Annotated in this window: 21 protein-coding genes and 1 tRNA gene; 11 read left to right on the forward strand and 11 right to left on the reverse strand. The window is 67.5% G+C overall.

The window, feature by feature from the left end; all coding sequences use genetic code 11:
• The first annotated feature begins 159 nt into the window (after window positions 1-159).
• Together AC6EH9_RS13905 and AC6EH9_RS13910 are read left to right on the forward strand one after the other, a co-directional pair.
• Entirely contained in the window at window positions 160-708 is a 549-nt protein-coding gene (locus tag AC6EH9_RS13905; protein WP_498423956.1) for a PGPGW domain-containing protein, read from the forward strand.
• Between the two features lie 59 nt (window positions 709-767).
• Window positions 768-839, forward strand: a tRNA-Val gene (locus tag AC6EH9_RS13910).
• Between the two features lie 152 nt (window positions 840-991).
• On the opposite strand, the gene AC6EH9_RS13915 is transcribed toward AC6EH9_RS13910, so the two are convergent.
• Window positions 992-1,201 carry a helix-turn-helix domain-containing protein gene (locus tag AC6EH9_RS13915; RefSeq protein WP_137065772.1) on the reverse strand — a complete coding sequence of 70 codons (210 nt, stop codon included), beginning with the start codon at window positions 1,199-1,201 and terminating at the stop codon, window positions 992-994.
• 203 nt (window positions 1,202-1,404) lie between these two features.
• Here AC6EH9_RS13915 and AC6EH9_RS13920 point away from each other — a divergent pair, with 203 nt between their 5' ends.
• Window positions 1,405-2,529 (forward strand): ArsO family NAD(P)H-dependent flavin-containing monooxygenase, encoded by a 1,125-nt coding sequence (locus AC6EH9_RS13920; RefSeq protein ID WP_498423957.1) that lies wholly within the window; start codon window positions 1,405-1,407, stop codon window positions 2,527-2,529.
• Between the two features lie 29 nt (window positions 2,530-2,558).
• On the opposite strand, the gene AC6EH9_RS13925 is transcribed toward AC6EH9_RS13920, so the two are convergent.
• Entirely contained in the window at window positions 2,559-2,915 is a 357-nt protein-coding gene (locus AC6EH9_RS13925) for an ArsR/SmtB family transcription factor (protein ID WP_137065752.1), read from the reverse strand.
• An 86-nt stretch (window positions 2,916-3,001) separates the two neighbouring features.
• Here AC6EH9_RS13925 and AC6EH9_RS13930 point away from each other — a divergent pair, with 86 nt between their 5' ends.
• The 6 genes from AC6EH9_RS13930 to trxB all read left to right on the forward strand — a co-directional run bounded on the left by AC6EH9_RS13930 (window position 3,002) and on the right by trxB (window position 8,819).
• The gene (locus AC6EH9_RS13930) at window positions 3,002-4,324 is read left to right on the forward strand and encodes an FAD-dependent oxidoreductase (RefSeq protein ID WP_498423958.1); all 1,323 of its coding nucleotides are present in this window, start codon (window positions 3,002-3,004) and stop codon (window positions 4,322-4,324) included.
• Between the two features lie 67 nt (window positions 4,325-4,391).
• Window positions 4,392-5,633 carry an MFS transporter gene (locus AC6EH9_RS13935; protein WP_498423959.1) on the forward strand — a complete coding sequence of 414 codons (1,242 nt, stop codon included), beginning with the start codon at window positions 4,392-4,394 and terminating at the stop codon, window positions 5,631-5,633.
• A 71-nt stretch (window positions 5,634-5,704) separates the two neighbouring features.
• Entirely contained in the window at window positions 5,705-6,061 is a 357-nt protein-coding gene (locus AC6EH9_RS13940) for an ArsR/SmtB family transcription factor (RefSeq protein WP_137065750.1), read from the forward strand.
• Window positions 6,058-7,146, forward strand: a complete 1,089-nt coding sequence (gene arsB / locus AC6EH9_RS13945; protein WP_498423960.1) for an ACR3 family arsenite efflux transporter — start codon at window positions 6,058-6,060, stop codon at window positions 7,144-7,146. The genes AC6EH9_RS13940 and arsB overlap by 4 nt, the downstream gene beginning before the upstream one ends.
• Window positions 7,146-7,763: an arsenate reductase ArsC gene (locus AC6EH9_RS13950; protein WP_498423961.1), complete on the forward strand. Its 618-nt coding sequence runs from the start codon at window positions 7,146-7,148 to the stop codon at window positions 7,761-7,763. The genes arsB and AC6EH9_RS13950 overlap by 1 nt, the downstream gene beginning before the upstream one ends.
• Window positions 7,764-7,835: 72 nt before the next feature.
• On the forward strand, window positions 7,836-8,819 hold the full coding sequence (gene trxB, locus AC6EH9_RS13955; protein WP_498423962.1) for a thioredoxin-disulfide reductase: 984 nt from the start codon (window positions 7,836-7,838) through the stop codon (window positions 8,817-8,819).
• A gap of 198 nt (window positions 8,820-9,017) precedes the next feature.
• On the opposite strand, the gene AC6EH9_RS13960 is transcribed toward trxB, so the two are convergent.
• Window positions 9,018-10,622 carry a SulP family inorganic anion transporter gene (locus AC6EH9_RS13960; protein ID WP_498423963.1) on the reverse strand — a complete coding sequence of 535 codons (1,605 nt, stop codon included), beginning with the start codon at window positions 10,620-10,622 and terminating at the stop codon, window positions 9,018-9,020.
• 148 nt (window positions 10,623-10,770) lie between these two features.
• Between AC6EH9_RS13960 and AC6EH9_RS13965 the strand changes: the two genes are divergently transcribed.
• On the forward strand, window positions 10,771-11,142 hold the full coding sequence (locus tag AC6EH9_RS13965) for a MerR family transcriptional regulator (RefSeq protein ID WP_137066061.1): 372 nt from the start codon (window positions 10,771-10,773) through the stop codon (window positions 11,140-11,142).
• A gap of 382 nt (window positions 11,143-11,524) precedes the next feature.
• Window positions 11,525-12,757 carry a Na+/H+ antiporter NhaA gene (gene nhaA / locus AC6EH9_RS13970; RefSeq protein ID WP_498424023.1) on the forward strand — a complete coding sequence of 411 codons (1,233 nt, stop codon included), beginning with the start codon at window positions 11,525-11,527 and terminating at the stop codon, window positions 12,755-12,757.
• Window positions 12,758-12,849: 92 nt separating this feature from the next.
• Here nhaA and AC6EH9_RS13975 read toward each other — a convergent pair whose 3' ends face one another.
• The 8 genes from AC6EH9_RS13975 to AC6EH9_RS14010 all read right to left on the reverse strand — a co-directional run bounded on the left by AC6EH9_RS13975 (window position 12,850) and on the right by AC6EH9_RS14010 (window position 20,523).
• Window positions 12,850-14,160, reverse strand: coding sequence for a hypothetical protein (locus tag AC6EH9_RS13975; RefSeq protein ID WP_498423964.1), 1,311 nt, complete (start codon window positions 14,158-14,160; stop codon window positions 12,850-12,852).
• On the reverse strand, window positions 14,160-14,468 hold the full coding sequence (locus AC6EH9_RS13980; protein WP_498423965.1) for a hypothetical protein: 309 nt from the start codon (window positions 14,466-14,468) through the stop codon (window positions 14,160-14,162). The genes AC6EH9_RS13975 and AC6EH9_RS13980 overlap by 1 nt, the downstream gene beginning before the upstream one ends.
• A gap of 25 nt (window positions 14,469-14,493) precedes the next feature.
• A complete protein-coding gene (locus AC6EH9_RS13985; protein WP_498423966.1) occupies window positions 14,494-15,054 on the reverse strand; it encodes a hypothetical protein in 561 nt (186 codons plus the stop codon).
• Between the two features lie 14 nt (window positions 15,055-15,068).
• Window positions 15,069-15,548 carry a single-stranded DNA-binding protein gene (locus tag AC6EH9_RS13990; protein ID WP_498423967.1) on the reverse strand — a complete coding sequence of 160 codons (480 nt, stop codon included), beginning with the start codon at window positions 15,546-15,548 and terminating at the stop codon, window positions 15,069-15,071.
• 51 nt (window positions 15,549-15,599) lie between these two features.
• Complete coding sequence (locus AC6EH9_RS13995; RefSeq protein ID WP_498423969.1) at window positions 15,600-17,375, reverse strand: type IV secretory system conjugative DNA transfer family protein; 1,776 nt, start codon at window positions 17,373-17,375, stop codon at window positions 15,600-15,602.
• Window positions 17,376-17,387: 12 nt separating this feature from the next.
• Window positions 17,388-17,957 carry a hypothetical protein gene (locus AC6EH9_RS14000; protein ID WP_498423970.1) on the reverse strand — a complete coding sequence of 190 codons (570 nt, stop codon included), beginning with the start codon at window positions 17,955-17,957 and terminating at the stop codon, window positions 17,388-17,390.
• Complete coding sequence (locus tag AC6EH9_RS14005; protein ID WP_498423971.1) at window positions 17,954-19,039, reverse strand: ArdC family protein; 1,086 nt, start codon at window positions 19,037-19,039, stop codon at window positions 17,954-17,956. The genes AC6EH9_RS14000 and AC6EH9_RS14005 overlap by 4 nt, the downstream gene beginning before the upstream one ends.
• A 335-nt stretch (window positions 19,040-19,374) precedes the next feature.
• Window positions 19,375-20,523, reverse strand: coding sequence for a putative type IV secretion/conjugal transfer ATPase (locus tag AC6EH9_RS14010; protein WP_498423973.1), 1,149 nt, complete (start codon window positions 20,521-20,523; stop codon window positions 19,375-19,377).
• Window positions 20,524-20,721 lie beyond the last annotated feature (198 nt).

A 20,721-nucleotide genomic window follows, 5' to 3' on the forward strand; every position in this document is an offset into this window, starting at 1 on the left:
CCGCGGGTCCGCGGGCCCGTGACGGCCCTAGGTGGCCGGGCTGAGACGGTGCTGAGAGCGCCCCCGCACCCGTCGCATCGACCCGTCACGCAGATCAGGGGGCGGCTAGGCTCGACAGAACAGCGCCGCGTGGGCGCCCGGAGCAGAGTTGGAGGCAGGGTGACCGACGAGGACGGCGCGATGACTGCCGAGCCGATGCGTCCGACCGAGGAGGCGGCCCCCGGCCAGGCCGACGCGGATCGGTCCATCGCCGGCGGTCGTGAGGATCGATCGGTCGAGGAGCCGCACTTCTTCAAGAGGCTGCACGCCCGCATGCACAGCAACCCGGTCACCTCGCTGGCGACCAAGGTCGTTGTCACGTTTCTCGGCGCCACGGTCATCGCGGCAGGATTCGTGATGATGGTCACCCCGGGGCCTGGGATCGTCGCCATCGTCGTCGGTCTCGGCATCCTGGCCACCGAGTGGGACTGGGCCGAGCGCTGGATGCACGCCGCGCGGGCCAAGGCTCACGAGGCTGCCGAGCGGGCCCGCGCCGTGGATCCCGCCGTACGGCGACGTCGGATCCTGCTCACCACGCTCGCCGTTCTGGTGGTCGGGGGAGCGCTCATCGCCTACCTCGTCGCCTACGACTGGCCGCGGATCGCGGTCGACGGGTGGGACTGGGTGCAGGACCTCAGCGGGGTCGTCCCGGAGCTTCCCGGCATGTGATCGCGGCCCGAGTGTGAGTCCACGCTCGGGATGCGCTAGTGTTTCCGCCGCAACCACACGGGCGATTGGCGCAGTGGTAGCGCGCTTCGTTCACACCGAAGAGGTCACTGGTTCGAACCCAGTATCGCCCACCGCAAAACCGCAGGTCAGAGCCCCTTTCGAGGGGCTCTTTCCGTTTCGGGGAACATACGGGGAACAAGGATCAGGCGTAGATGTCCCCGTTTGACCCTCTCGTGAGGTCGCTCACACCCCTCACTTTGAAGTCGGATCGCGGCGGTTGGCATCATCGCGAGAGCCGCTTCGAGCCGCCCCCGACGGGGCAGGCGTCGATGAACCGCTCGATGGACTCGACCCTGATCCGCAAGGTCTTGCTGCCCAGACGAACGGCTTCGAGGTGCCCCTCGGAGACATAGCGGCGGACTGTCTTGGGGCACACGGCGAGGATCTCTGCTGCTTCGCTCAGGGACACGAGGCGTCGTGAGGTGGTGGCCATGACTCACTCCTGGAGACGAGGGGGCCCGGATGACCACTCCTGTCTGAGTAGGTGCACAGGTCTCCACGTCCGAGTCGTTGCGGTTCCAAAGGGGTCAAACGCCAGCGCTGTGTCTCTGGCAGGGTGCTGGTGCGAGGAAAAGCCCGCGCACGTGTGTACGGTCCATTGGACCCGTGATTCACGTGAGCCAAGGAGCGCCTTTGATGGTGGACAACGTGGACGCCATCCCGGTTCGGGGGGCTTCTGATGTCGAGGTGGACGTCGTCGTGGTTGGTGCTGGTCAGGCGGGTCTGTCCACCGCGTTCTACCTGCGGCGAGCCGGGCTGGTCCCGGGACGTGACTTCGTCATGCTTGATGCGGCCGAACGGCCGGGCGGCGCTTGGCCGCGTACCTGGGATGGTCTGCGGTTGTTCTCGCCGGCTGGTTTCTCCTCGCTTCCGGGCTGGATGATGCCACCCTGGGACGATGCCACTCGGGGATTCCCCACCCGTGACCACGTGGTCGACTACCTCACGCGTTACGAGGAGCGGTATGACCTGCGCGTACAGCGCCCCCAGCGGGTCGAAAGCGTGTCGCGAGCCGACGACAGCCCGGACGGTCGACTGCACGTCGCCACGGGAGATCGCACGCTGTCGGCTCGGCACGTGGTCTCCGCTACCGGCACCTGGGATCGGCCCTTCTGGCCGGTGTACCCGGGCATGCGGGACTTCGCCGGGCGCCAGCTGCATACGGTCGACTACCGGGTCCCGGACGCTTTTGCCGGGCAACGGGTCGTGGTCGTCGGCGGGGGGAACTCTGCTGCGCAGATCCTTGCCGAGATCTCCACAGTGGCCGACACCACCTGGGTCACCACCCGACCGCCGCGGTTCCTGCCCGACGACGTGGACGGGCGCGCCCTGTTCGCCACCGCCCGTGCCCGCATCGAGGCGCTCGCCGAAGGCCGTGAACACAGTGGCGTCGCAGGACTCGGCGACATCGTGATGGTGCCGAGCGTCAAGGGCGCCCGTGACCGAGGAGTTCTCCGGGCCGAACCGATGTTCTCCCGCCTCACCCTCGGCGGGGTGGCGTGGGGTGACGGCACGGAGTGGGAGTGCGACGCCATCATCTGGTGCACGGGCTTTCGTCCGGCGTTGCGGCACCTGCGTCCGCTCGGACTGCGTACCGTGGGTGGCCACGTGCCCGTGGCCGGACCCTCGGGCACCCAAGCACGCGATGAACCACGGCTGTACCTGGTCGGATACGGCGACTGGACGGGCCCGGCCTCCGCAACGCTGGCCGGGGTGGGCCCCTCGGCCCGGGCCACGGTAGCGGCCATTGCCGAAAGCTGATGGATCAGCCGAAGACGCTGGGCTGATGACTAGTGGGTCTGCGTCAGCGCGGACGCCAGCGCGGTCAGGGTGTTGCCCTCCACGCGATAGTAGGCCCATTTCCCGCGCTGCTCCCGAGTCGCCAGACCAGCGTCGACAAGCAGCTTGATGTGGTGGGAGACCGTCGGCTGGCTGAGCCCGACCGGCTCCGTCAGGTCACAGATGCATGCCTCCCCGTCGGGTGAAGCAGCGATCAGGGAGATGAGCTTGACCCGGGCTGGATCACTGAGGGCTTTGAACATCTTGGCCAGGGCGGCGGCGGCATTGTCGGTGACGACGCCGTCGGTCACGGGGGAGCAGCACGCAACGATGGCCTCGGAATCGACGAGGGGCACGTGGGGGGACATGACCCCATCATCGCCTACGTATTGACAGTTGTCGATGCGAGAGTACTGTTTCTTACATCGATAAACGTGAATGTGAGGAGTGGGGCATGAATGACTTGCCTGTTGTTGTGATCGGTGCCGGACCGCAAGGGCTGGCCGCTGCTGCGCATCTGCGTGAGCGGGGCCTCGAGGTGCTGGTGCTGGAGTCGGGCGCCGCTGCTGGCGCGGCCGTGGCTGAGTGGGGGCACGTACGCCTGTTCTCGCCGTGGCCCGAACTGATGGACCGCGCCGCGGTGGACCTGCTGCAGTCGACGGGCTGGGTCGCGCCGACCACTGGCTACCCGACCGGCGCGGAGTGGGTGGAGTCCTACCTGGCCCCGCTGGGGGAGGCGCTGGCGCCTTGGATCCAGTACGACGCACGGGTCACCGGGGTTTCCCGCGTGGGCCGTGACCGATTGGTGGACGCTGACCGCGGAGACCAGCCGTTCACCGTGCATGCCGTGAACGCGGCCGGACGCGAGTGCCGGATCGAGGCGCGTGCGGTCATTGATGCCTCGGGCACCTGGCGTACGCCGAGCCCGGCCGGCGCCGACGGCCTGCCCGCCCTGGGCGAGAAGGCGAACGCTGACAAGATCCACTACGGCGTCCCGGACAGGAAGGCCCCCGAGCGGTACGCGGGCAAGCACACCGTCGTGCTGGGTGCGGGAGACTCCTCGCTCAACGCAATCCTCGAACTCGACCGCATCGCCCAGGACCACCCCGGAACCACGATCACCTGGGCCCTGCGCCGCGCCACGACGAGCAACACCTTCGGCGGCGGGGCCGCTGACCAGCTCGAGCGTCGCGGGGCACTGGGCACACGGGCTCGCGAGGCCGTCGAGGCCGGACGGGTCGCCCTCGTGGCTGGCTTCAGGACAAGTGAATTCCGTCGTGCGGGCGAGCAGGTCGTTGTCGTGGCCGAGGACGGCCGGGTGCTCACAGGCGTCGACCGAGTGGTGGCCCTGACCGGATTCCGTCCCGATCTGTCATTCCTCTCCGAGTTGCGTCTCGACCTCGACTCCACGCTCGAAGCACCCAGGCGTGTAGCAGACGAGGTGGATCCCAACCTCCACTCCTGCGGCTCCGTGCAGGCCACGGGAGCCGCTGACCTGGCTCACCCCGACGAGCCGAACTTCTACATGGTCGGGATGAAGTCGTACGGCCGTGCCCCGACCTTCCTCGCGATGACGGGGTACGAGCAGGTGCGCAGTGTGGTCGCGATGGTGGCAGGAGACCCCGAGGCCGCGGCCAGGGTCGAGCTGGCACTGCCGGACACCGGCGTCTGTGGTGGCTCCGGCCTCTACGACGAGCCCGCCGCGACAGCCGAAGGCGGTTGCTGCGGAGCTGCTCCGGAGTTCGTGCAGGTGGGTGCGGGACCTGTCCTCCCCTGAGACTCCCGCTGCAGGGAGCCCGGCCCTGGGCCGCGGCTCCCTGCGCGCTGTGCTGGTGGGGCTGTGCGTGACGGAGATCGTCAGCTACGGGGTGATCTTCTACGCCTTCACCGTGCTGCTGCCCCAGATCCAGGCCGAAACAGGATGGAGTCGAACCGCGATCACGGCCGCCTTCTCCATCGGGAGTGTCATCGGTGGAGCCGTCGGCATCGTCGTCGGTCGGATCCTGCAGGATCGCGGGCCGTGGCTGGTCATGACCACGGGAAGCCTCGTGGGCACTGCCGCGATCCTGATGCTGGCCTGGAGCCCCAACTACGCACTCTTCCTAGCGGCCTGGGTGCTCGCCGGCACGGCCAGCGCCTGCCTCTTCTACCCTCCGGCATTTGCCGCCCTCACTGGATGGTTCGGGCCGCGCAGCGTCCAGGCCATCACCACACTGACGCTGGCGGCCGGGTTCTCCAGTACCATCTTTGCGCCCCTCACGGATGCCCTTGCGCTGCATCTGTCCTGGCGCCAGACCTATCTCGTCCTCGCCGTCGCACTGGTCACCATCACCCTGCCGATCCATCTGCTCGTGCTGCGCCACCCCTGGCCCGGACGGGAACGGCACGCGGGAACAGGATCCAGGCAGCGCCGAACGTCCGGGCCAGGTGGAATCCCCGGCCCGCCGCCACGTGTCAGTGATCGCCACATCCTCCGCAGCCGTACGTTCTTGCTCGCCACCACAGCCGGGACCCTCATGGCGCTCGCTTCGTACGCCTCCATGGTCTACCTCGTTCCCCTGTTGATTGACCGGGGAATGACCTCCACGGGTGCTGCCTGGGCCCTGGGGCTCGGGGGAGCGGGACAAGTCCTGGGGCGTGTGTTCTACCCCTGGATGACGCGCCAACTGACCGCGCAAGTCCGGGCCGTCGTGGTGATCGGCGCTATGGGCGTTGCTGTGACCGGATTCGCCACTCTCGCCGGGCCCGCCCCGGTGCTCATCGCGCTCGCCGTGCTTGCGGGCTCGTCGCGAGGTCTCTTCACTCTGGTGGGCGCCACTCTGGTCAGCGACCACTGGGGCAGAGAAAGGTACGCCGCCGTCAGCGGCGTGTACAACGCCCCCGTCCTCGCCGCCAGCGCCCTTGCACCCTTGTTGGGCGCGTTGATCGTCGAGGCGACGGGGAGCTATGTCGGTCTGTTTGCCGTCCTCGCCGCCGTCGCGACTGTGGCGACCGGGTTGGCGAGCCTCGCGGCTACGGGCGCGAAGGAAACGAGCGCGGCGACCACCTCAGTAGCGCCGGCCGGCTCGCCGACTCCGACGCGGTGATCAGCGAGTGTTCACCCATCGTTCACCCGTCCCGGCGGGACGCGCGTTTCCACATCTGTCAATATAGACACATGTCGAAATCAGAGTGTGCGCCGACCGACGCGCTCGAATGCTGCACGTCACTTGCGGCAGAACCGATCGATGCCGAACAGGCCGAGACGATCGCTCCCTTGCTGAAGGCGCTCGGCGACCCGGCCCGTCTGCGGTTGATGTCGTTGATCCTCTCGCACGAGGGGGGAGAGGCATGCGTCTGCGACCTGTTGCCCTGCTTCGACCTGTCCCAGCCCACGATCAGCCATCACCTCAAGGTGTTGCATGACGTGGGCCTGGTGAGCCGAGAGCGTCGCGGCACTTGGGTCTACTACTCCGCGCGTCCGGGGGCGCTGAGTGCCCTGGGCAGTTTGTTCGACGTGGCGGTGCCGGCATGAGTGTCCAGACCTCTCCAGCGTCGGCGGCAGGCCTGGAGCGACTGTCCACCCTTGACCGTCTGCTCCCCGTGTGGATCGCGATCGCGATGGTCACCGGACTGGGACTGGGCCGTCTCGTGCCGGGTCTGGACGAAGCCCTGGCCGCAGTTGAGATCGGCAAGGTCTCGATCGTCATCGCACTGGGCCTGCTCGTGATGATGTACCCGGTGTTGGCGAAGGTCCGGTACGACGAACTCGGCCACGTCACCGCTGACAAGCGGCTGCTGTGGAGTTCGATCCTGCTCAACTGGGTCCTCGGCCCGGCACTCATGTTTGCTCTGGCCTGGCTGCTGTTGCCAGACCTCCCGGAGTACCGCACCGGTCTGATCATCGTCGGCTTGGCCCGCTGCATCGCGATGGTGATGATCTGGAATGACATGGCCTGCGGTGACCGCGAAGCCGCGACCGTGCTGGTCGCGATCAACTCCGTCTTCCAGATCATCGCGTTCGGTGCACTGGGCTGGTTCTACCTCGACCTGTTGCCGACCTGGCTGGGCCTGGGCGACGGAGAGACGCTGGACGTCTCGGCGTGGGACATCACCAAGTCCGTGCTGATCTTCCTCGGTATCCCTTTGGTGGCCGGCTTCCTCACCCGCTTCTTCGGGGAGCGGGCCAAGGGCCGGGAGTGGTACGAGGACGCCTTCCTGCCGCGAATCGGGCCGGTGGCCCTGTACGGGCTGCTCTTCACCATCGTCGTGCTCTTCGCCTTGCAGGGCGACGCGATCACCTCCCAGCCGCTCGATGTGGCCCGGATCGCGCTGCCGCTGCTGGCCTACTTCACCGTGATGTGGATCGGCGGCTTCGCCCTGGGACGCGCGATCGGCCTGGGTTACGAACGGACCACCTCGCTGGCCTTCACCGCGGCTGGCAACAACTTCGAGCTCGCGATCGCCGTGGCCATCGGCGTTTTCGGGGTCACCTCCGGCCAGGCCCTGGCCGGCGTCGTGGGGCCGCTGATCGAGGTCCCGGTCCTGGTCGGGCTGGTCTACGTCTCCCTGTGGGCCCGACGCCGCTTCTTCACTCCCACTGCGCTGCAGGAGAGCTGATGACCCCTGAGGAACTGCTCCACCGGATCGCCGACGACCTGACGCCGCAGTTCGTTGGTGTGTTCGGCTCCGAGACTGTCCATGCCTACGTCGTTGACGCCTACGAGCGGATCGCGTCGGAGGCACGGATTTCGAAGTACCTTCCCGCTCTCACCGCCAAGATCGCCCGCGAGGCGCTCGTCCGATTCGCTCGTCAGGAGAAGAACATCATCATGACCACCGTTCCCGAGGTCCTCTTCGTCTGCGTCCACAACGCCGGCCGTTCCCAGATGGCCGCCGGCTTCCTGCGCCACCATGGCGGAGGCCGTGTCATCGTCCGTTCGGCAGGTTCAACTCCCGCCGAGGTGATCAACCCCGCCGCGGTCGAGGCCATGGCCGAGGTCGGCATCGACATCACCGCCGAGGTCCCGACCAAGCTGCTCACCGAAGATGTGGCCGCCTCCGATGTCGTCATCACCATGGGCTGCGGCGACGCCTGCCCCATCTTCCCGGGGAAGCGCTACGAGGACTGGGCCCTGCTCGATCCGGCGGGCAAGAGCATCGAAGCCGTACGTCCCATCCGCGACGAGATCGAAGCCCGCGTCAAGACGCTGCTGACGGAGATCGCACCCGTCTGAGATCCACGCCCCGCGGTGGACGATGTCGGCCGCGGGGCTGGGCCCCCGAACGCCCGTCAAGGAATGAGAAACATGTCGGACCAGCTGCGCAACGTGATCATCATCGGCTCCGGCCCGTCGGGTTACACCGCCGCCGTGTACGCCGCCCGCGCCAACCTTGAGCCCTTGGTCTTCGAGGGCTCCGTCACCGCCGGTGGCGCACTCATGAACACCACCGAGGTCGAGAACTTCCCCGGCTTCAGGGACGGCATCATGGGCCCGGCCCTGATGGACGAGATGCGCGCCCAGGCCGAGCGCTTCGGCGCCGAGCTGGTCACCGACGACGTCACCGAGGTCGACCTGACCGGGGACGTCAAGGTCGTCAAGACCTACGAGGGCACCTTCACGGCCCGCTCGGTGATCCTGGCGACCGGCTCGGCCTACCGCAAGCTCGGCCTTCCCCGTGAGGACGAGCTGTCGGGCCGTGGTGTCTCGTGGTGCGCGACCTGCGACGGCTTCTTCTTCCGCGACAAGGTGATCGCCGTCGTCGGCGGTGGCGACTCCGCGATCGAGGAGGCCACCTTCCTCACGCGCTTCGCCTCGAAGGTCTACCTGCTGCACCGCCGCGACGAGCTGCGCGCCTCCAAGGTCATGCAGGAACGCGCCTTCGCCGACCCCAAGCTCGAGATCGTCTGGAACTCCGAGGTCGCCGAGATCCACGGCGAGCAGTCCCTGGAGAAGGTGACCCTGCGCGACACCGTCACCGCCGAGACCAAGGACCTGGAGATCTCCGGCCTCTTCATCGCCATCGGCCACGACCCGCGCTCCGAGCTCGTCAAGGGACAGGTCGACCTCGACGACGAGGGCTTCGTGCAGGTCGCCTCGCCCTCGACGGCGACCAACCTGCCGGGCGTCTTCGCCGCGGGCGACCTGGTCGACCACACCTACCAGCAGGCGATCACCGCCGCCGGCACCGGCTGCGCGGGCGCCCTGGACGCCGAGCGCTACATCGCTGCTCTCGACCACGCCGCCTCGACCGCGGGCTCGGCCGCCGAGACCGCTGCCTTTTCCATGTGATGTAGGCGGCGCGGTGCGGCGCGACCAAGACGAAGATCGTTCATCTGTGGTGGCCCTGCATCGGCCCATTGATCGACTCAGGCATGCCGGGGGACCCGCAGACGGCTGGGCAGCAGCGCCCCTTCACCCCAAACACACGCCAAGATAGCTGCTTTCCTTGTGCGGTACCGACGCACTCTTGGTGTCTCTCGATGGCGTTCAGTGTGAGGGCAGGGAGCCGCTGAGTCGGAGATGCCGTTCTGCGCTGGCGTCGTTCAGCCCGATGAGTTCGACGGTCTTGCCCTTGCGCTGGTACTTGGTGGTGATGGCATCCAGTGAGGCGACGGTGGAGGCGTCCCAGATGTGGGACTGGGTGAGGTCTATGACGACGTGGTTGGGGTCGTCGGCGTACTCGAACTGGGTGTAGAGATCATTGGAGGAGGCAAAGAACAGTTGGCCGGTGACGTGGTAGACGGCGGTGGCGACGCCGTCGCGGGCCTCGACCACCTCGCGGCGGGTCTCGGTGAGGTGGGCGACCCGGCGGGCGAACAGCGTCATGGCGACCAGCACGCCGAGGACGACGCCGATGGCGAGGTTGTGGGTGGCGACGGTGACTGCGACGGTGGCGACCATGACGGTGGTCTCTGACTTCGGCATCCGGCGCAGGGTGGTCGGATGGACGGAGTGCCAGTCGAAGGTCCCGACGGCGACGATGATCATGACCGCGACGAGTGCGGCCATCGGGATGATGGCCACGACGTCGCCGAATCCGACCACCAGGATGAGCAGGAAGACACCGGCGAGGAACGTGGAGATGCGGGTGCGGGCACCGGAGGCATTCACGTTGATGAGGGTCTGGCCGATCATGGCGCAGCCGCCCATGCCGCCGAAGAAGGCCGTGATCACGTTGGACGCGCCTTGACCCCAGGACTCGCGGGTCTTGTTGGAGTGGGTGTCGGTGATGTCGTCGACCAGCTTCGCGGTCAGTAGCGACTCGAGCAGGCCGACCAGTGCCATCGCGAGTGCGTAGGGGGCGATGATCTGGAGGGTGTCGAGGTTGAACGGGACGTTGGGGATGAAGAGGGCGGGGAGGCTGTCGGGCAGTTCGCCTTCGTCGCCGACGTTGGGGACGGTGAGGGCGGCAATGACGGTGAACGCGGTGAGGGCGACGATCGCGACCAGGGGAGCCGGGATGACCTTTGTGACGCGCGGGAGGCCGACCATGATGGCGATGCCGGCGGCGATCATCGGGTAGACCAGCCACGGCACGTCGACCATGTACGGGATCTGTGCCATGAAGATGAGGATGGCGAGGGCGTTGACGAACCCGACCATGACCGAGCGCGGGATGAAGCGCATCAGTTTGCCGAACCCGCCCAGGCCGAGTGCGATCTGGATGAGGCCACCCAAAAGGACCGTAGCGATGAGGTAGTCGTAGCCGTGCTCGCGCATCACCGGCGCGATGACCAGGGCGATGGCGCCGGTTGCGGCCGAGATCATGGCCGGGCGACCGCCGAGGAACGCGATGGACACCGCCATCGTGAACGACGCGAACAAGCCGACGCGTGGGTCGACACCCGCGATGATGGAGAACGAGATCGCCTCGGGGATCAACGCCAGTGCGACCACCAGGCCGGCGAGCACCTCGGTGCGCAACAGTTTGGGGGATCGTAGCGCGGCCATGACGCTCGGTTCGGGTGCGTGGGGCAGGGTGGTGGCGCTCAAGGGCGGCGTTCCGTTCTGGGAGGCAGTCGTCCGCGCGAAGGCCACGTCGCGGTGGCAGGCTCGGACGGCTTGGATCTGGATGGGGTTGGTGCGCACCATGGGTGCGCGTGCCGGCGTCCTGCCGGCGAAGTCTGAGCAGGATCGTACTCTCACGTAACGTGAGGGTTGTAATCGTCATGACGTGAGGACCCCATCGATGCCCACTGAATCCCACCCTCCGACACCCGCGGACGCACCCGTGGCGGTGATGCAGATCGGTGAGGTCGCCGCCCGAACCGAGCTGTCACTGCGGAGCCTGCGTCATTGGGAAGAGGTAGGTCTGTTGCGGCCGTCCGGGCGTAGCGAGGGCGGTTTTCGCCTCTACACCGAGGAGGACGTGGAGAAGATCATGGTCATCCGACGGATGAAGCCGTTGGGTTTCACCCTTGACCAGATGAAGGCAGTCATGGCTGACATTGAGACGCTGCGCGATCATGGCGGTGACGAATCGTCCCGCCGACCGGCCGTAGACCGTCTGGGCGCCATTCGAGCTGACGTCCAGGAACGGCGCGCGAAACTGGTACGCCACCTCGAGATGGCGGACGAGTTCATCGAGCTCCTCGCGCAAGAGGTGCCGTGACGGACCTCGTGTCGGTACTTCCTTGGCTCGCGCTGTCGGGGGAGGCAACGGTAAAGTGGGGGACGTGATCATCCACCGTGCGGCCGAGTTCCTTGCGGGGTCCTCTGATGTGCGCACGCAGGGTCAGACGATGACCGCAATAGGGACCAATGGCTACATCTCCACGTGGGGTGCGTGGCAGACGGGTTGTCCCCAGACAGAACGCTGAGGCTTCTGTGCGCCGTCCCTATCGGGACGAAGTGCGGAACCACTCTTCAGTGTTTCCTTTTGTTCGCTCGGTGGTCCCTGGACCGCTGGACACTCACGTCTGGACTCCATCTTGTCGTCGCATCTTCATGCCCATGCACCCCTGGATCCCCATCAGCGCACCCGCCGCGAGCGGTTGGGTGCCTGGTCCCGACTGGAACCGGCCGGTGGGGTCTTGCTTGGTGTCGCCACCCTCGTGGCCTTGACCCTTGCCAACTCTCCCGGGGCCGAGCTCTACGCGTCGCTGCGCGACTTAAGGATCGGTCCGGCAGCACTGCACCTCGATCTGACGATGGGTCAGTGGGCAGCGGACGGCCTGCTCGCGGTGTTCTTCTTCGTTGTTGGTGTGGAGCTCAAGCGTGAGTTCCTGGCCGGGGACCTGAGCGATCCGCGCCGCGCGTTGGTGCCCGTCGCCGCTGCCGTCGGCGGCGTCGTGGTCCCGGTACTCGTCTACCTCGCCGTCGTCACCGCGGCTGGTGGAGGCAAGGGGGCGCTCAACGGGTGGGCTGTTCCGGCGGCCACCGACATTGCGTTCGCAGTGGCAGTCCTTGCAGCCGTTTCAAGCCACCTTCCACCGGCACTGCGGGCCTTTCTGCTCACTCTGGCAGTCGTTGACGACCTCATCGCGATCACGATCATCGCTGTCGGATTCACCGCGCACATTGATCTGCTGTTCCTCCTGCTAGGCGCAGTGAGCATCGCCTTGTTCGCAGTAGCGTTGAGACGACGGCCGGCGTGGTGGTTGCTCGTGCCGATCGCGGTCGTGGCTTGGGGTTTTGTTCATGCCTCTGGTGTCCATGCCACCATCGCGGGGGTCCTGCTCGGACTCACTGTCCCGGTGTTCAACGCCCCAACCTCAAGGATGGGTTCGTTGGCCGAGAAGGAGGCGGCCGCCGCACACGGACCCACTGCACGCTTCGAACACCTGCTGAAGCCTTGGTCCTCGTGCGTGGCGGTTCCGCTCTTCGCGTTCTTCGCCGCAGGGGTAACCATCGGAGGGTTCTCCGGCCTCGTGGATTCGGCCACCACCCCCGTGGCCCTCGGCATCATGGCCGGGCTCGTGCTCGGCAAAACCTTGGGGATCACCACCGCCACCTTCCTCGTTACCCGCTTGCCAGGAATTCGATTGGACCCGACCTTGCGGTGGCCCGACCTGTTCGGCGTCAGTTTGTTGGCCGGGGTCGGCTTCACCGTGTCTCTGCTCGTCGGCGAACTCGCGTTCGGTGCCGGGTCCGCGCTAGAAGAGACTGTCAAGGTGGGGGTCCTCGTCGGGTCCTTGACTTCCGCGGTGGCAGCGCTCTGCGTGCTGGCCGCCCGCAATCGGCACTATCGAAACCGGCCTCACTTCCACGAACACCCGCTCGGCTAGGAAAGACCCACCATTACCAACCGTCGGTACGCGGCTCGTACGTCCTACTGGGTGGATGGGGGCGCCTTCCGGAGGCACAGGCACGCGATCTCTCAGAGTTCCAGGGAGCGTTCGACGGCCCAGGGCTCCGAGACATGTGCGATGGACGTTTTCCGGTCCGATCTCAGTGTGGGCTGCGGCGCGTGGGCGGAGTGGTTGGTCTGGGCGCCGTGGGTCGGGAGCCGACTGGTGACCACGTCGACGAGGTCGCTGCCTACCGCACTGAGCGGCGTGTACCGATGTCGGACTGGTTTGGTGAGGCCAGGGGCGCTGTTGTCGATGCGGGGGATCGGGATGCGGAGGAAGTAGAGGTCTTGGCGGGCGCCGATCTTCACGATCTCAGCGATGCGGGCGTCGACCCGGTTGAAGAGGTCGGTGAATCCGTCCGCCTGGGCCGACGTCATGGAAGGGCGTCCGAGCATGCGCAGGCGCGTGGCGAGGCGGAGCGCTTCGCGGGCTGCAGGTGCGCCGCGGCCGACTTGCCCGCCCAGGTCACGAGCGTGTTGAGTCAGCAGTCGGTAGGTCTCTGCGCGAGCCGACCATGCGTGAGCCAGTTCGGGGTCGGCTTCGTAGACGGTCTCTGATGCGGCGGTGGAGATCAGGCGTTGGGAGTCCAGGACCAGACGCAGGCTGGTGGCGTCGGGGAAGTGGCGCACCAGCTGGACGTACAGGTTGTGTTCGGCGGCGAGGAGGCCTGCGATGCCGGTGCGTTCGCCGTCGGCCATGAGTCCGGGACAGGGGCGTTGTCCTCGATGGTCGATCGCGTAGTCGACCTGTTGGTCGTCGGCGAAGAGGCGAGCCAACTGCGCGCTGCGTCCCAACCGGCGGGTGTTGTCGAGCGGCAGCCAGCCGGGGAGGGTTCGGTATCGCCGCTCGAGGGACACGAGGGCGTGGGTGACGTCGGCGACGTCTTTGAGCATGACGATGCGTTCACCTGCGCTGAGCGCGGCCGGCGCCAGGGTCGGGTTGAAGTCGACCTCGGCGAGGACTGCTGCCCGGGCGGCGGTGCGCCAGAGCTCGACTACCGCGGTGGAGTCGGGAGTGGTGAGGTCGTCCATGCTGGGGGCGCGTGTGGGGGAGTGGGCGTACGCGCTGCGGAGCTGGTCGTGGAGATCCCGCGCGGGGCTTGAGGACGTTTCCCCGCTGGGGCCTGGCAGGGAGTAGGCGGTGGAGATTCGCGCCAACTGACAGCACCACCCGAGCAGCACCTGCCGGTATCGGGTGATCAGGGCGAGATCGTCCCGGTAGCTGTCAAACCTGGGCTCGTCGAGGAGGTGCACGGCGCCGATCGGTTTGGTGAGGCGTTGATGGTGTAGCAGGTCGCCGACCGCGTCGCGTACTGCTGCACTGGAGTGGCCGTACATCACCAGGGCCCGTTGAACGCTTGGTCGAGGACATCGAGGACGAGTTCGACCTGCAGGCCGTCGAGGATCCCGAGGTCTCCGAGGATGGTGATGGCGTTGAGTGCTTGGTCGTACAGCTCACTGGCCTGCCCCGCAGGCCGCAGGGCAGGCAGCCCGGGTGCTCGTGGACCGCAGATGGTGTCGAAGTCGACGAGGGCTCGCTCGTAGTCGCTGTTGGCCATGGGCGGGAACGCATGCTCGGGGTGGTCGGCCAGCGCGGTGATCAGCACTCTCGCGCGGGTGATGGCCATGGCGTCGCTGCGATTCATCGGGGCTCCTGAAGCGTCGGACTGGTCAGGTGGAGTGGAGGGCGCGGCGGCGGGCAACGCGTTCCTCGACGCTCCGGCGGGCTGCGAGATCCAGGGCGACGAAGCTGTAGAAGTCGGCTTCGCGGTCGGTGATCTCGGCCTCGATGGCCGGCGGTTGGGGCTCATCCCCGGGCCAGGTGGTGATGCGGGTGGGCCGGTCGCGGTCGAGCTTGGTGCCGGCCATCTGCACCCACTCACGCAGCCGGTGACGGCTGTTGGCGAACTGTTCGTGCCACTGGAGTTGACCGCCCGGTGGGCCGTCGGGGTCGACGGAGGCGAGCCAAGCCCGGTGCAGCGCGGAGAGTTCGAGGACCATGGCGTTGTGGCGATGCCACAGCGGCGGGATGATCGCGACGGAGAGTCCGTAGGCGAAGCGCAGCCAGTGGACCCAAGCGTTGAGGTCAAGCCACTCGTTCTCCGCCTCGGCCGCGGTGAGGACGTTCCAGTTGATCGGCCGGACCAAGCCGTCATCGACCGACACGGCGTCCTGGCTGTCGACGGCGCCCATGCGCGAGGCGAAGGTCGATGACGGGTCGTGGGAGGTCATGGCGATAGGCCCGCTCAGATGCCCATGCCGTGAGCGGCCGGGACGGAGTTCGCGGAGGGGCTCGCGACCGTGGCCGCAGGGGTGACACGGGGTTGCTGCTGCGGGACCTCGACGCCGGGTGCCGCGGGCTCGGTCCGTGGGGACCGGTCCACTTCGTAGCGGGTACGCGCGGTGTCGTGGCCCAGGCGCCGTGCGACGAACTCCTCGCGCATCTCAACGTGACCGTGGCGCTCGACCTCGTACTCGTTGATGTAGCCCGAAGCGACGATGGAGTCGCCGACCCGGAACTGCTCGTACGCGTGCAGCGCGGTCTTGTTGTAGGCCACCAGGCTGTGGAAGCTCGTCTCGAGCTGCGTATAGGTGCCGTCGGTCTCCCTGCGGTAGTGCTCCACCCCGACGCGGGCGTAGAACCGCTCGGTCCCGGTCTGGGTGTGGGTCAGCTCCGGAGTGGTGGCGATGAACCCGGGCAGGCTCATCTGGGTAGGAATCGTCATCACGTGCTCCTGACACCGACGCGGTGCCTGGGTGGCAACCGCTCTCGTCTCTCAGGTGCGCGCTGACCCCCGAGGCCGTCGCCAGATGGGCGCCCACCGCGGCCTCGTCGACGGCTGTACGTCGTGGCGCGTGGTCCACGGCCGCAGCCGGGTGATGAGCGGGGCGGTGGAGCGCAGCAGCACCAGGGCAGTGCCGAACGGCAGGGTGCGGATCTTCTCCGGGGGCAGGATTGATACGCGGCGGGTGGAGCGTTGGACGCTGCGCGATCCGTAGTCACCGATCGAGGTGGAGTCGGTGAGCTCGTCGCGCTCACCGATGAGTGCCGACAGGTCTTGGAGGTCCTTCGCCGAGGATGCGCCGCCGAGGACGATCTTCACGATCGAGGCATCCCAGATCGCGCCAGCGGCGTGGTCGCCCCACTTGTCACGGGCCTGGGACAGCGACTGCAGGACGGGCATCGTGGTGATCCCGGTCCCGCCGCCCTCCGCCATCAACATGGGCAGCGAGGGGAGGGGGGACAGATTGCCGATCTCGTCGAGTGCCAGGAGTAGCGGCGGGTCGAGTCGTGCACCGGGCGAGGCTGCGGCGAGGTGGCGGGCGGTCTCGGCGAGGTCTTCGATGAATGCCGCCACCAGAGGCCACGACGCCCCGGCGCCGGAACCGGTCGCGAGCAGGTAGAGCGTGCCGTTGTCGCGGAGGAACTGCTCGGGCTCGAAGTGCTCTCCGGCCCTGGGGGTGACGGTGTCCAGCACCCGTGGGTCGGCCAGGCTCGACAAGGCCAGCGAGACACCCATCCAGATCGAGTCGCGGGTACGAGGATCCGTGCTGATCATGGCCTCCAACGATTCGGCCCATCCCGGCGCAGCGCCGGTGTGACTCGACAGGATCGTCACCGCGTCGGCCGCGGCAGCAGGATTTAGGGTCCACGCGAACAGTTCTGCTGGGGACCGGTTGTCCAGCGCGGCCGCGTGCAGCAGTGCCTGCAGGGCGGTGCGGGTCTTGCCTTCCCAGAACCCACCCGACTCCACGCCACCAGATGACAGCCCCGTGGCGGAGGCGAGGCCGGTGGCGCGGATCATCGCGGTCAGCGGGTCTTCACACCCGCGTACCGGCGACCAGCGCAGGCCAGCGTGCATCGATTGCGCCAGACGTTGGGGGTCGAACACCGCGACGGGCCCCCGTGCCCGGCGGGCGTCGATGGTGGCGCTGATGTTGTCGGGCCTGGTGGATGTGGTGATTGCCGCGCCGGGGGCGTCGAGGATGGCGTTGATGACGATGTGCAGTCCCTTGCCCGACCGCGGCGGACCGAGCAGCAGGATCGAGTCCTCGACTGAGGCCCACACCTCCGTGCCGTGTGCATGCCCGAGCAGATATCCCACGTCGGAGGCAGTCGGGGAAAGCAGCGACGGGCGCAGTGTCCGGCCGCGTTTCAACAAGGAGTGTCGCGACGCGGTCGCGCGTACGTCGCGTCTGGTCGCTGTTCCCGACAGCCGGGAGGGATCAAGTCGTGCACGGTGCCTGGCGCCGTCGAAGAGACGCCATCCCGCCCACGCTAGGAGAAGGACCATGGTCAGCAGGATGGTTAGGGTCAACCAGTAGGTCCACGCAGACAGTCCTGCGGTGCCGAGTGCAGCGGCCGGATCCGTGGGTTCGGTCAGGACGGAGAGGCCGCCAGCCCAACTTCCATAGGGATCTTCGGCGCCGGTAACCCACGCTGCAACGGTGCCCGTCAGGCGCAGGAGGCCGGCGAGACCGGCGACGGCGACGATCAGGAGCAGGCCGGCGTTGGCCAAGGTGTCATCGGCGCTGCGGCCTCCGGGGTTCATGGCTTGTCTCGCTTACGCGGAGTCGGCGTCCGGGGGCAGGGATCCCGCGGCGACCGTTCCCGACGACCGTCCAACCAACAACACGTCCGGGTGGTTGGCCAGAAGTGCTGGGGGCACCCGGACGAACGCCTGGCCGTCGGCGTCCGCGACCTGCGTCGTCACCACCACACAGACTTCGACCTCTTCACCCGCAGTGAACCCGCTGCCCGTGATGCCGAACGCGGACAACAACAGCGGTCTCACCCCGTCAGGCTCTGGGTGAGTGGGTGTAGATGCCGGGTCGACGTCGTTGGTGAAGGCAGGGCTGAAAGGGGCAGAGCCAGGGGTGACGTAATCGGTGAATCGTTCGCCGTCGCTCTCGATGAGTTCGGCGCGCACCGCGGTGCCCAATTCCAGGGCGATCTGGTCCAGCACCGTGCTCACATCGGAGCGGGTGAGGGATCCGTCGACGCTGTACGGCTCCCCGTTCAACCGCACGGCCGCGTGGCCGTCTTGGCCGATGGTGACCTCGACTAGTGGCATCACCACCGGCACACGGACGGTGGGATGGTCACGGCGGTACGAAGCGTTCATCATGCTCATCGTTCGACTCCCGCTCCACTGGGCACGGGGGAGCGTGTCGCGTTCCGTCGTGGGCTAGGTACCCGCCGGTTAGCCGCGAGTGCCTCGCGGTCGAGTCCCGGAGGGTTACCGTCGTTGACCTGAGCGGTGTCGAGGTCATCGAGGATTTTCATCGCCGCCCCTCGTACGCGGTCTGCGGTGGCCTGGACGACTTCGACCGGAGACTTGCCCGGCACGGTGGAGGCCCACGTCGACACGTACGGGACCGTGTAGTCGTTCGTGTCCAGCCCATGCGCGGCTGCCACCATCAGCGCCACCGACTCGGCCTCTACCTCGGCGATCCCGCGGTGCAGCGTCGCGTCTGCCGCGGCTCGGGTCTGGTCCTGCACCGAGGACGCGGGGGAGTGCAGCATCACGTGACCGAGTTCGTGGGCCAGCGTCTTGACCTGGGCTGCGTCGTCCATGTCCATGCGGACCGACACCTCGCGGGTGAGGAAATCGGTCAGCCCGTTTGCGCCACCGATGTGGGAGGCGTCAGACACCAGGCGCAGTTCGTACCCCTGCGCGGTGATCTGATCCGCGAGGCCGTCCCACAACCCCTTAGGCGCCTCGCCAAGCAGCAGGGCCGGGCGAGGTGGTTCGGGGAGCGGATCCCCGTCGGTCTGGGACACGTCCCACACGTACGCCGGACGCAGCCCGATCAATTTGGCCCGCACCGTGTCACCCGGCCGATGCTTCTCGCCCGGCCCGAGTCGGCGCCACGAACCCGGGTCATCCGGAGTCGTGGACGCGAACCGCGCCGTCACCGGCGCCAGGATCGCGTACCCGGACTGGCCCTTCATCACGTGCCGGTTCACCGACAACCACTGCTTGAACCCCGCCACGTACGTCGGCGAGGGGTGGGGTACCCGCCCCTCGACGTGCGCCGAATAGTGCTGCACGTGGATCAGCAGCGTGTTGTTGAACGACCGCGACCGGAACCTGGCCGCGAACTCCAGCGCCCGCTTCCAGTCCTCGCCCGTCACCAGCGCTGCGACTGACGCGGCGAGCTTCTCGTGCAGCGCCTCAAGTTTTGCCTCACGCTCTTCAAGACTGTTGCGCATCGCCGGCCACCTCTCCTGGTCTGTGTCAGGAAGGTGTGCACGGAGGCCCTGACAGCAGGAGCACCGTTTGACTGATCGAACAGGTGTTCGACTAGGTGCATGGGGCAACGTCAGGGCACGCAGCGGTTCGACCAGGGGTACCGGGACGGGTACGCCGCGTGCCTGAACACGGGCTCCTCTGCTGCGGTCCGCCTGCAGTTCCAAGTGCGAGCCAGAGGCGACGACGCCTACGCAGCCGGCGTCGAGTGGGCCCTATATGACTACGACGACGCGAATGGCCTGCGGTCGGTAACGCACGTAGGCCGACTGACGCGTGGACGCACCGCTGAATAGAGCTACGACATGCGCCCCGTGGTGTCGAACAGTTCGAGCTCGTCCGGGTGGAGTTGGTGCTGGACGACGAACGAGCGGTTCTTGATCCGCCACAACGCTTGTCCGGTGCCCAGCGTGGGGAGCAGGGACTGCTCGGTCCCGGTGAGTCCGAGTGTGGTGGCGGTGGACCCGAGCTGGTCGGACTCCTGCCGGTAGACCACACGAGTCTCGGCGTTCGCGAGCAGCGACGACGCCAGCGCGCGCATGGCAGAACCGGAGTCCCCGACGTTGTCGAGGTCGGACAGCTTGTGGAAGAGCAACATGTTCGCGATGCCATAGTGACGTGCGAGTCGCCAGTGGGCGTCCATGCGACGCAGAAGCGCGGGATGGGACATCAGGCGCCAGGCCTCGTCGTACACCACCCATCGCTGGCCCCCTGCGGGGTCGAGGAGTGCTGATTCCATCCACGCGGACGCACAGGTCATCAGCACCGAGACGAGGGTGGCGTTCTCGGTGACCCTCGACAGGTCAAGGGAGATCATCGGCAGGCTGGGATCGAACGAGACCGTGGATGGGCTATCGAAGAGTCCGGCGAGGTCGCCTGCCACCAGACGCCGGAGGGCGTGACCGGCGAGGCGCCCGTCCTCGGCGAGTCGCCCGTCGGCGTCGGCTCCGGAAGCGGGGGTGAGGAGTCGGTCGACGACCATCGGCAGAACTGGCACCGCGGTGGAGCGCACCGTGTCGGTCAAGGCGACGTCGATCGCGGTGTGCTCGAGTGGTGTGAGACGTCGGTCGAGAACGGTTTCAGTGAGCGCCCCGACGAGATCCCGCCGCCGGGCGATGACCTGAGCAGCCCACTGGCTGTCGTCGACGCCACCGGGGCGGTGGCCCTCGTCGAGCGGGTTGAGCCGGTTGGGCATCCCGTGTCCCAGCGCGATCGCGCGGCCGCCGACCGCTTCGGCGACCGCGGTGTGTTCGCCCTTCGGATCCCCGGGGACGTAGACGCGGCGGCCGAAGCCGATCGAGCGGGTGTAGAGGCTCTTGGCCAGGGCCGACTTTCCGGACCCGACAATGCCGGCGACGACCAGGTTGGGGGCGGTGATGAGCCCACGGGCGTACAGCACCCACGGGTCGTACACGAACGAGGAACCGGAGTAGAGGTCCTGGCCCACGAACACTCCATCCGCGCCCAGGCCGCCTTCGGCCAGGAAGGGATACGCACCGGCCAGCGTGGCGGAGGTGTCCTGGTGGCGCGGGAGCCGTAGGCGGCCTGGGGTTCGCAACGCGGCCGGGCCGGGTTCACCTGCACGAGGGAGCGTCACGGTGGCGCGGTGTTCTGCACTGAGCTCATCTGCCCGAGCCCGTCTGGC

The sequence above is a fragment of the Nocardioides sp. Z21_20 genome, from assembly GCF_059766585.1.

Coding starts and splice junctions, on each gene's coding strand:
- AC6EH9_RS13990 (WP_498423967.1), bottom strand. CDS start 15,548: ATGACGATTCCTACCCAGATGAGCCTGCCCGGGTTCATCGCCACCACT.
- AC6EH9_RS13940 (WP_137065750.1), top strand. CDS start 5,705: ATGTCGAAATCAGAGTGTGCGCCGACCGACGCGCTCGAATGCTGCACG.
- AC6EH9_RS13960 (WP_498423963.1), bottom strand. CDS start 10,622: ATGGTGCGCACCAACCCCATCCAGATCCAAGCCGTCCGAGCCTGCCAC.
- AC6EH9_RS13920 (WP_498423957.1), top strand. CDS start 1,405: ATGGTGGACAACGTGGACGCCATCCCGGTTCGGGGGGCTTCTGATGTC.
- AC6EH9_RS13980 (WP_498423965.1), bottom strand. CDS start 14,468: ATGAATCGCAGCGACGCCATGGCCATCACCCGCGCGAGAGTGCTGATC.
- AC6EH9_RS13975 (WP_498423964.1), bottom strand. CDS start 14,160: ATGTACGGCCACTCCAGTGCAGCAGTACGCGACGCGGTCGGCGACCTG.
- AC6EH9_RS13950 (WP_498423961.1), top strand. CDS start 7,146: ATGACCCCTGAGGAACTGCTCCACCGGATCGCCGACGACCTGACGCCG.
- AC6EH9_RS13915 (WP_137065772.1), bottom strand. CDS start 1,201: ATGGCCACCACCTCACGACGCCTCGTGTCCCTGAGCGAAGCAGCAGAG.
- trxB (WP_498423962.1), top strand. CDS start 7,836: ATGTCGGACCAGCTGCGCAACGTGATCATCATCGGCTCCGGCCCGTCG.
- AC6EH9_RS13930 (WP_498423958.1), top strand. CDS start 3,002: ATGAATGACTTGCCTGTTGTTGTGATCGGTGCCGGACCGCAAGGGCTG.
- arsB (WP_498423960.1), top strand. CDS start 6,058: ATGAGTGTCCAGACCTCTCCAGCGTCGGCGGCAGGCCTGGAGCGACTG.
- AC6EH9_RS13965 (WP_137066061.1), top strand. CDS start 10,771: ATGCAGATCGGTGAGGTCGCCGCCCGAACCGAGCTGTCACTGCGGAGC.
- AC6EH9_RS14005 (WP_498423971.1), bottom strand. CDS start 19,039: ATGCGCAACAGTCTTGAAGAGCGTGAGGCAAAACTTGAGGCGCTGCAC.
- AC6EH9_RS13985 (WP_498423966.1), bottom strand. CDS start 15,054: ATGACCTCCCACGACCCGTCATCGACCTTCGCCTCGCGCATGGGCGCC.
- AC6EH9_RS13995 (WP_498423969.1), bottom strand. CDS start 17,375: ATGAACCCCGGAGGCCGCAGCGCCGATGACACCTTGGCCAACGCCGGC.
- AC6EH9_RS14000 (WP_498423970.1), bottom strand. CDS start 17,957: ATGAGCATGATGAACGCTTCGTACCGCCGTGACCATCCCACCGTCCGT.
- AC6EH9_RS13925 (WP_137065752.1), bottom strand. CDS start 2,915: ATGTCCCCCCACGTGCCCCTCGTCGATTCCGAGGCCATCGTTGCGTGC.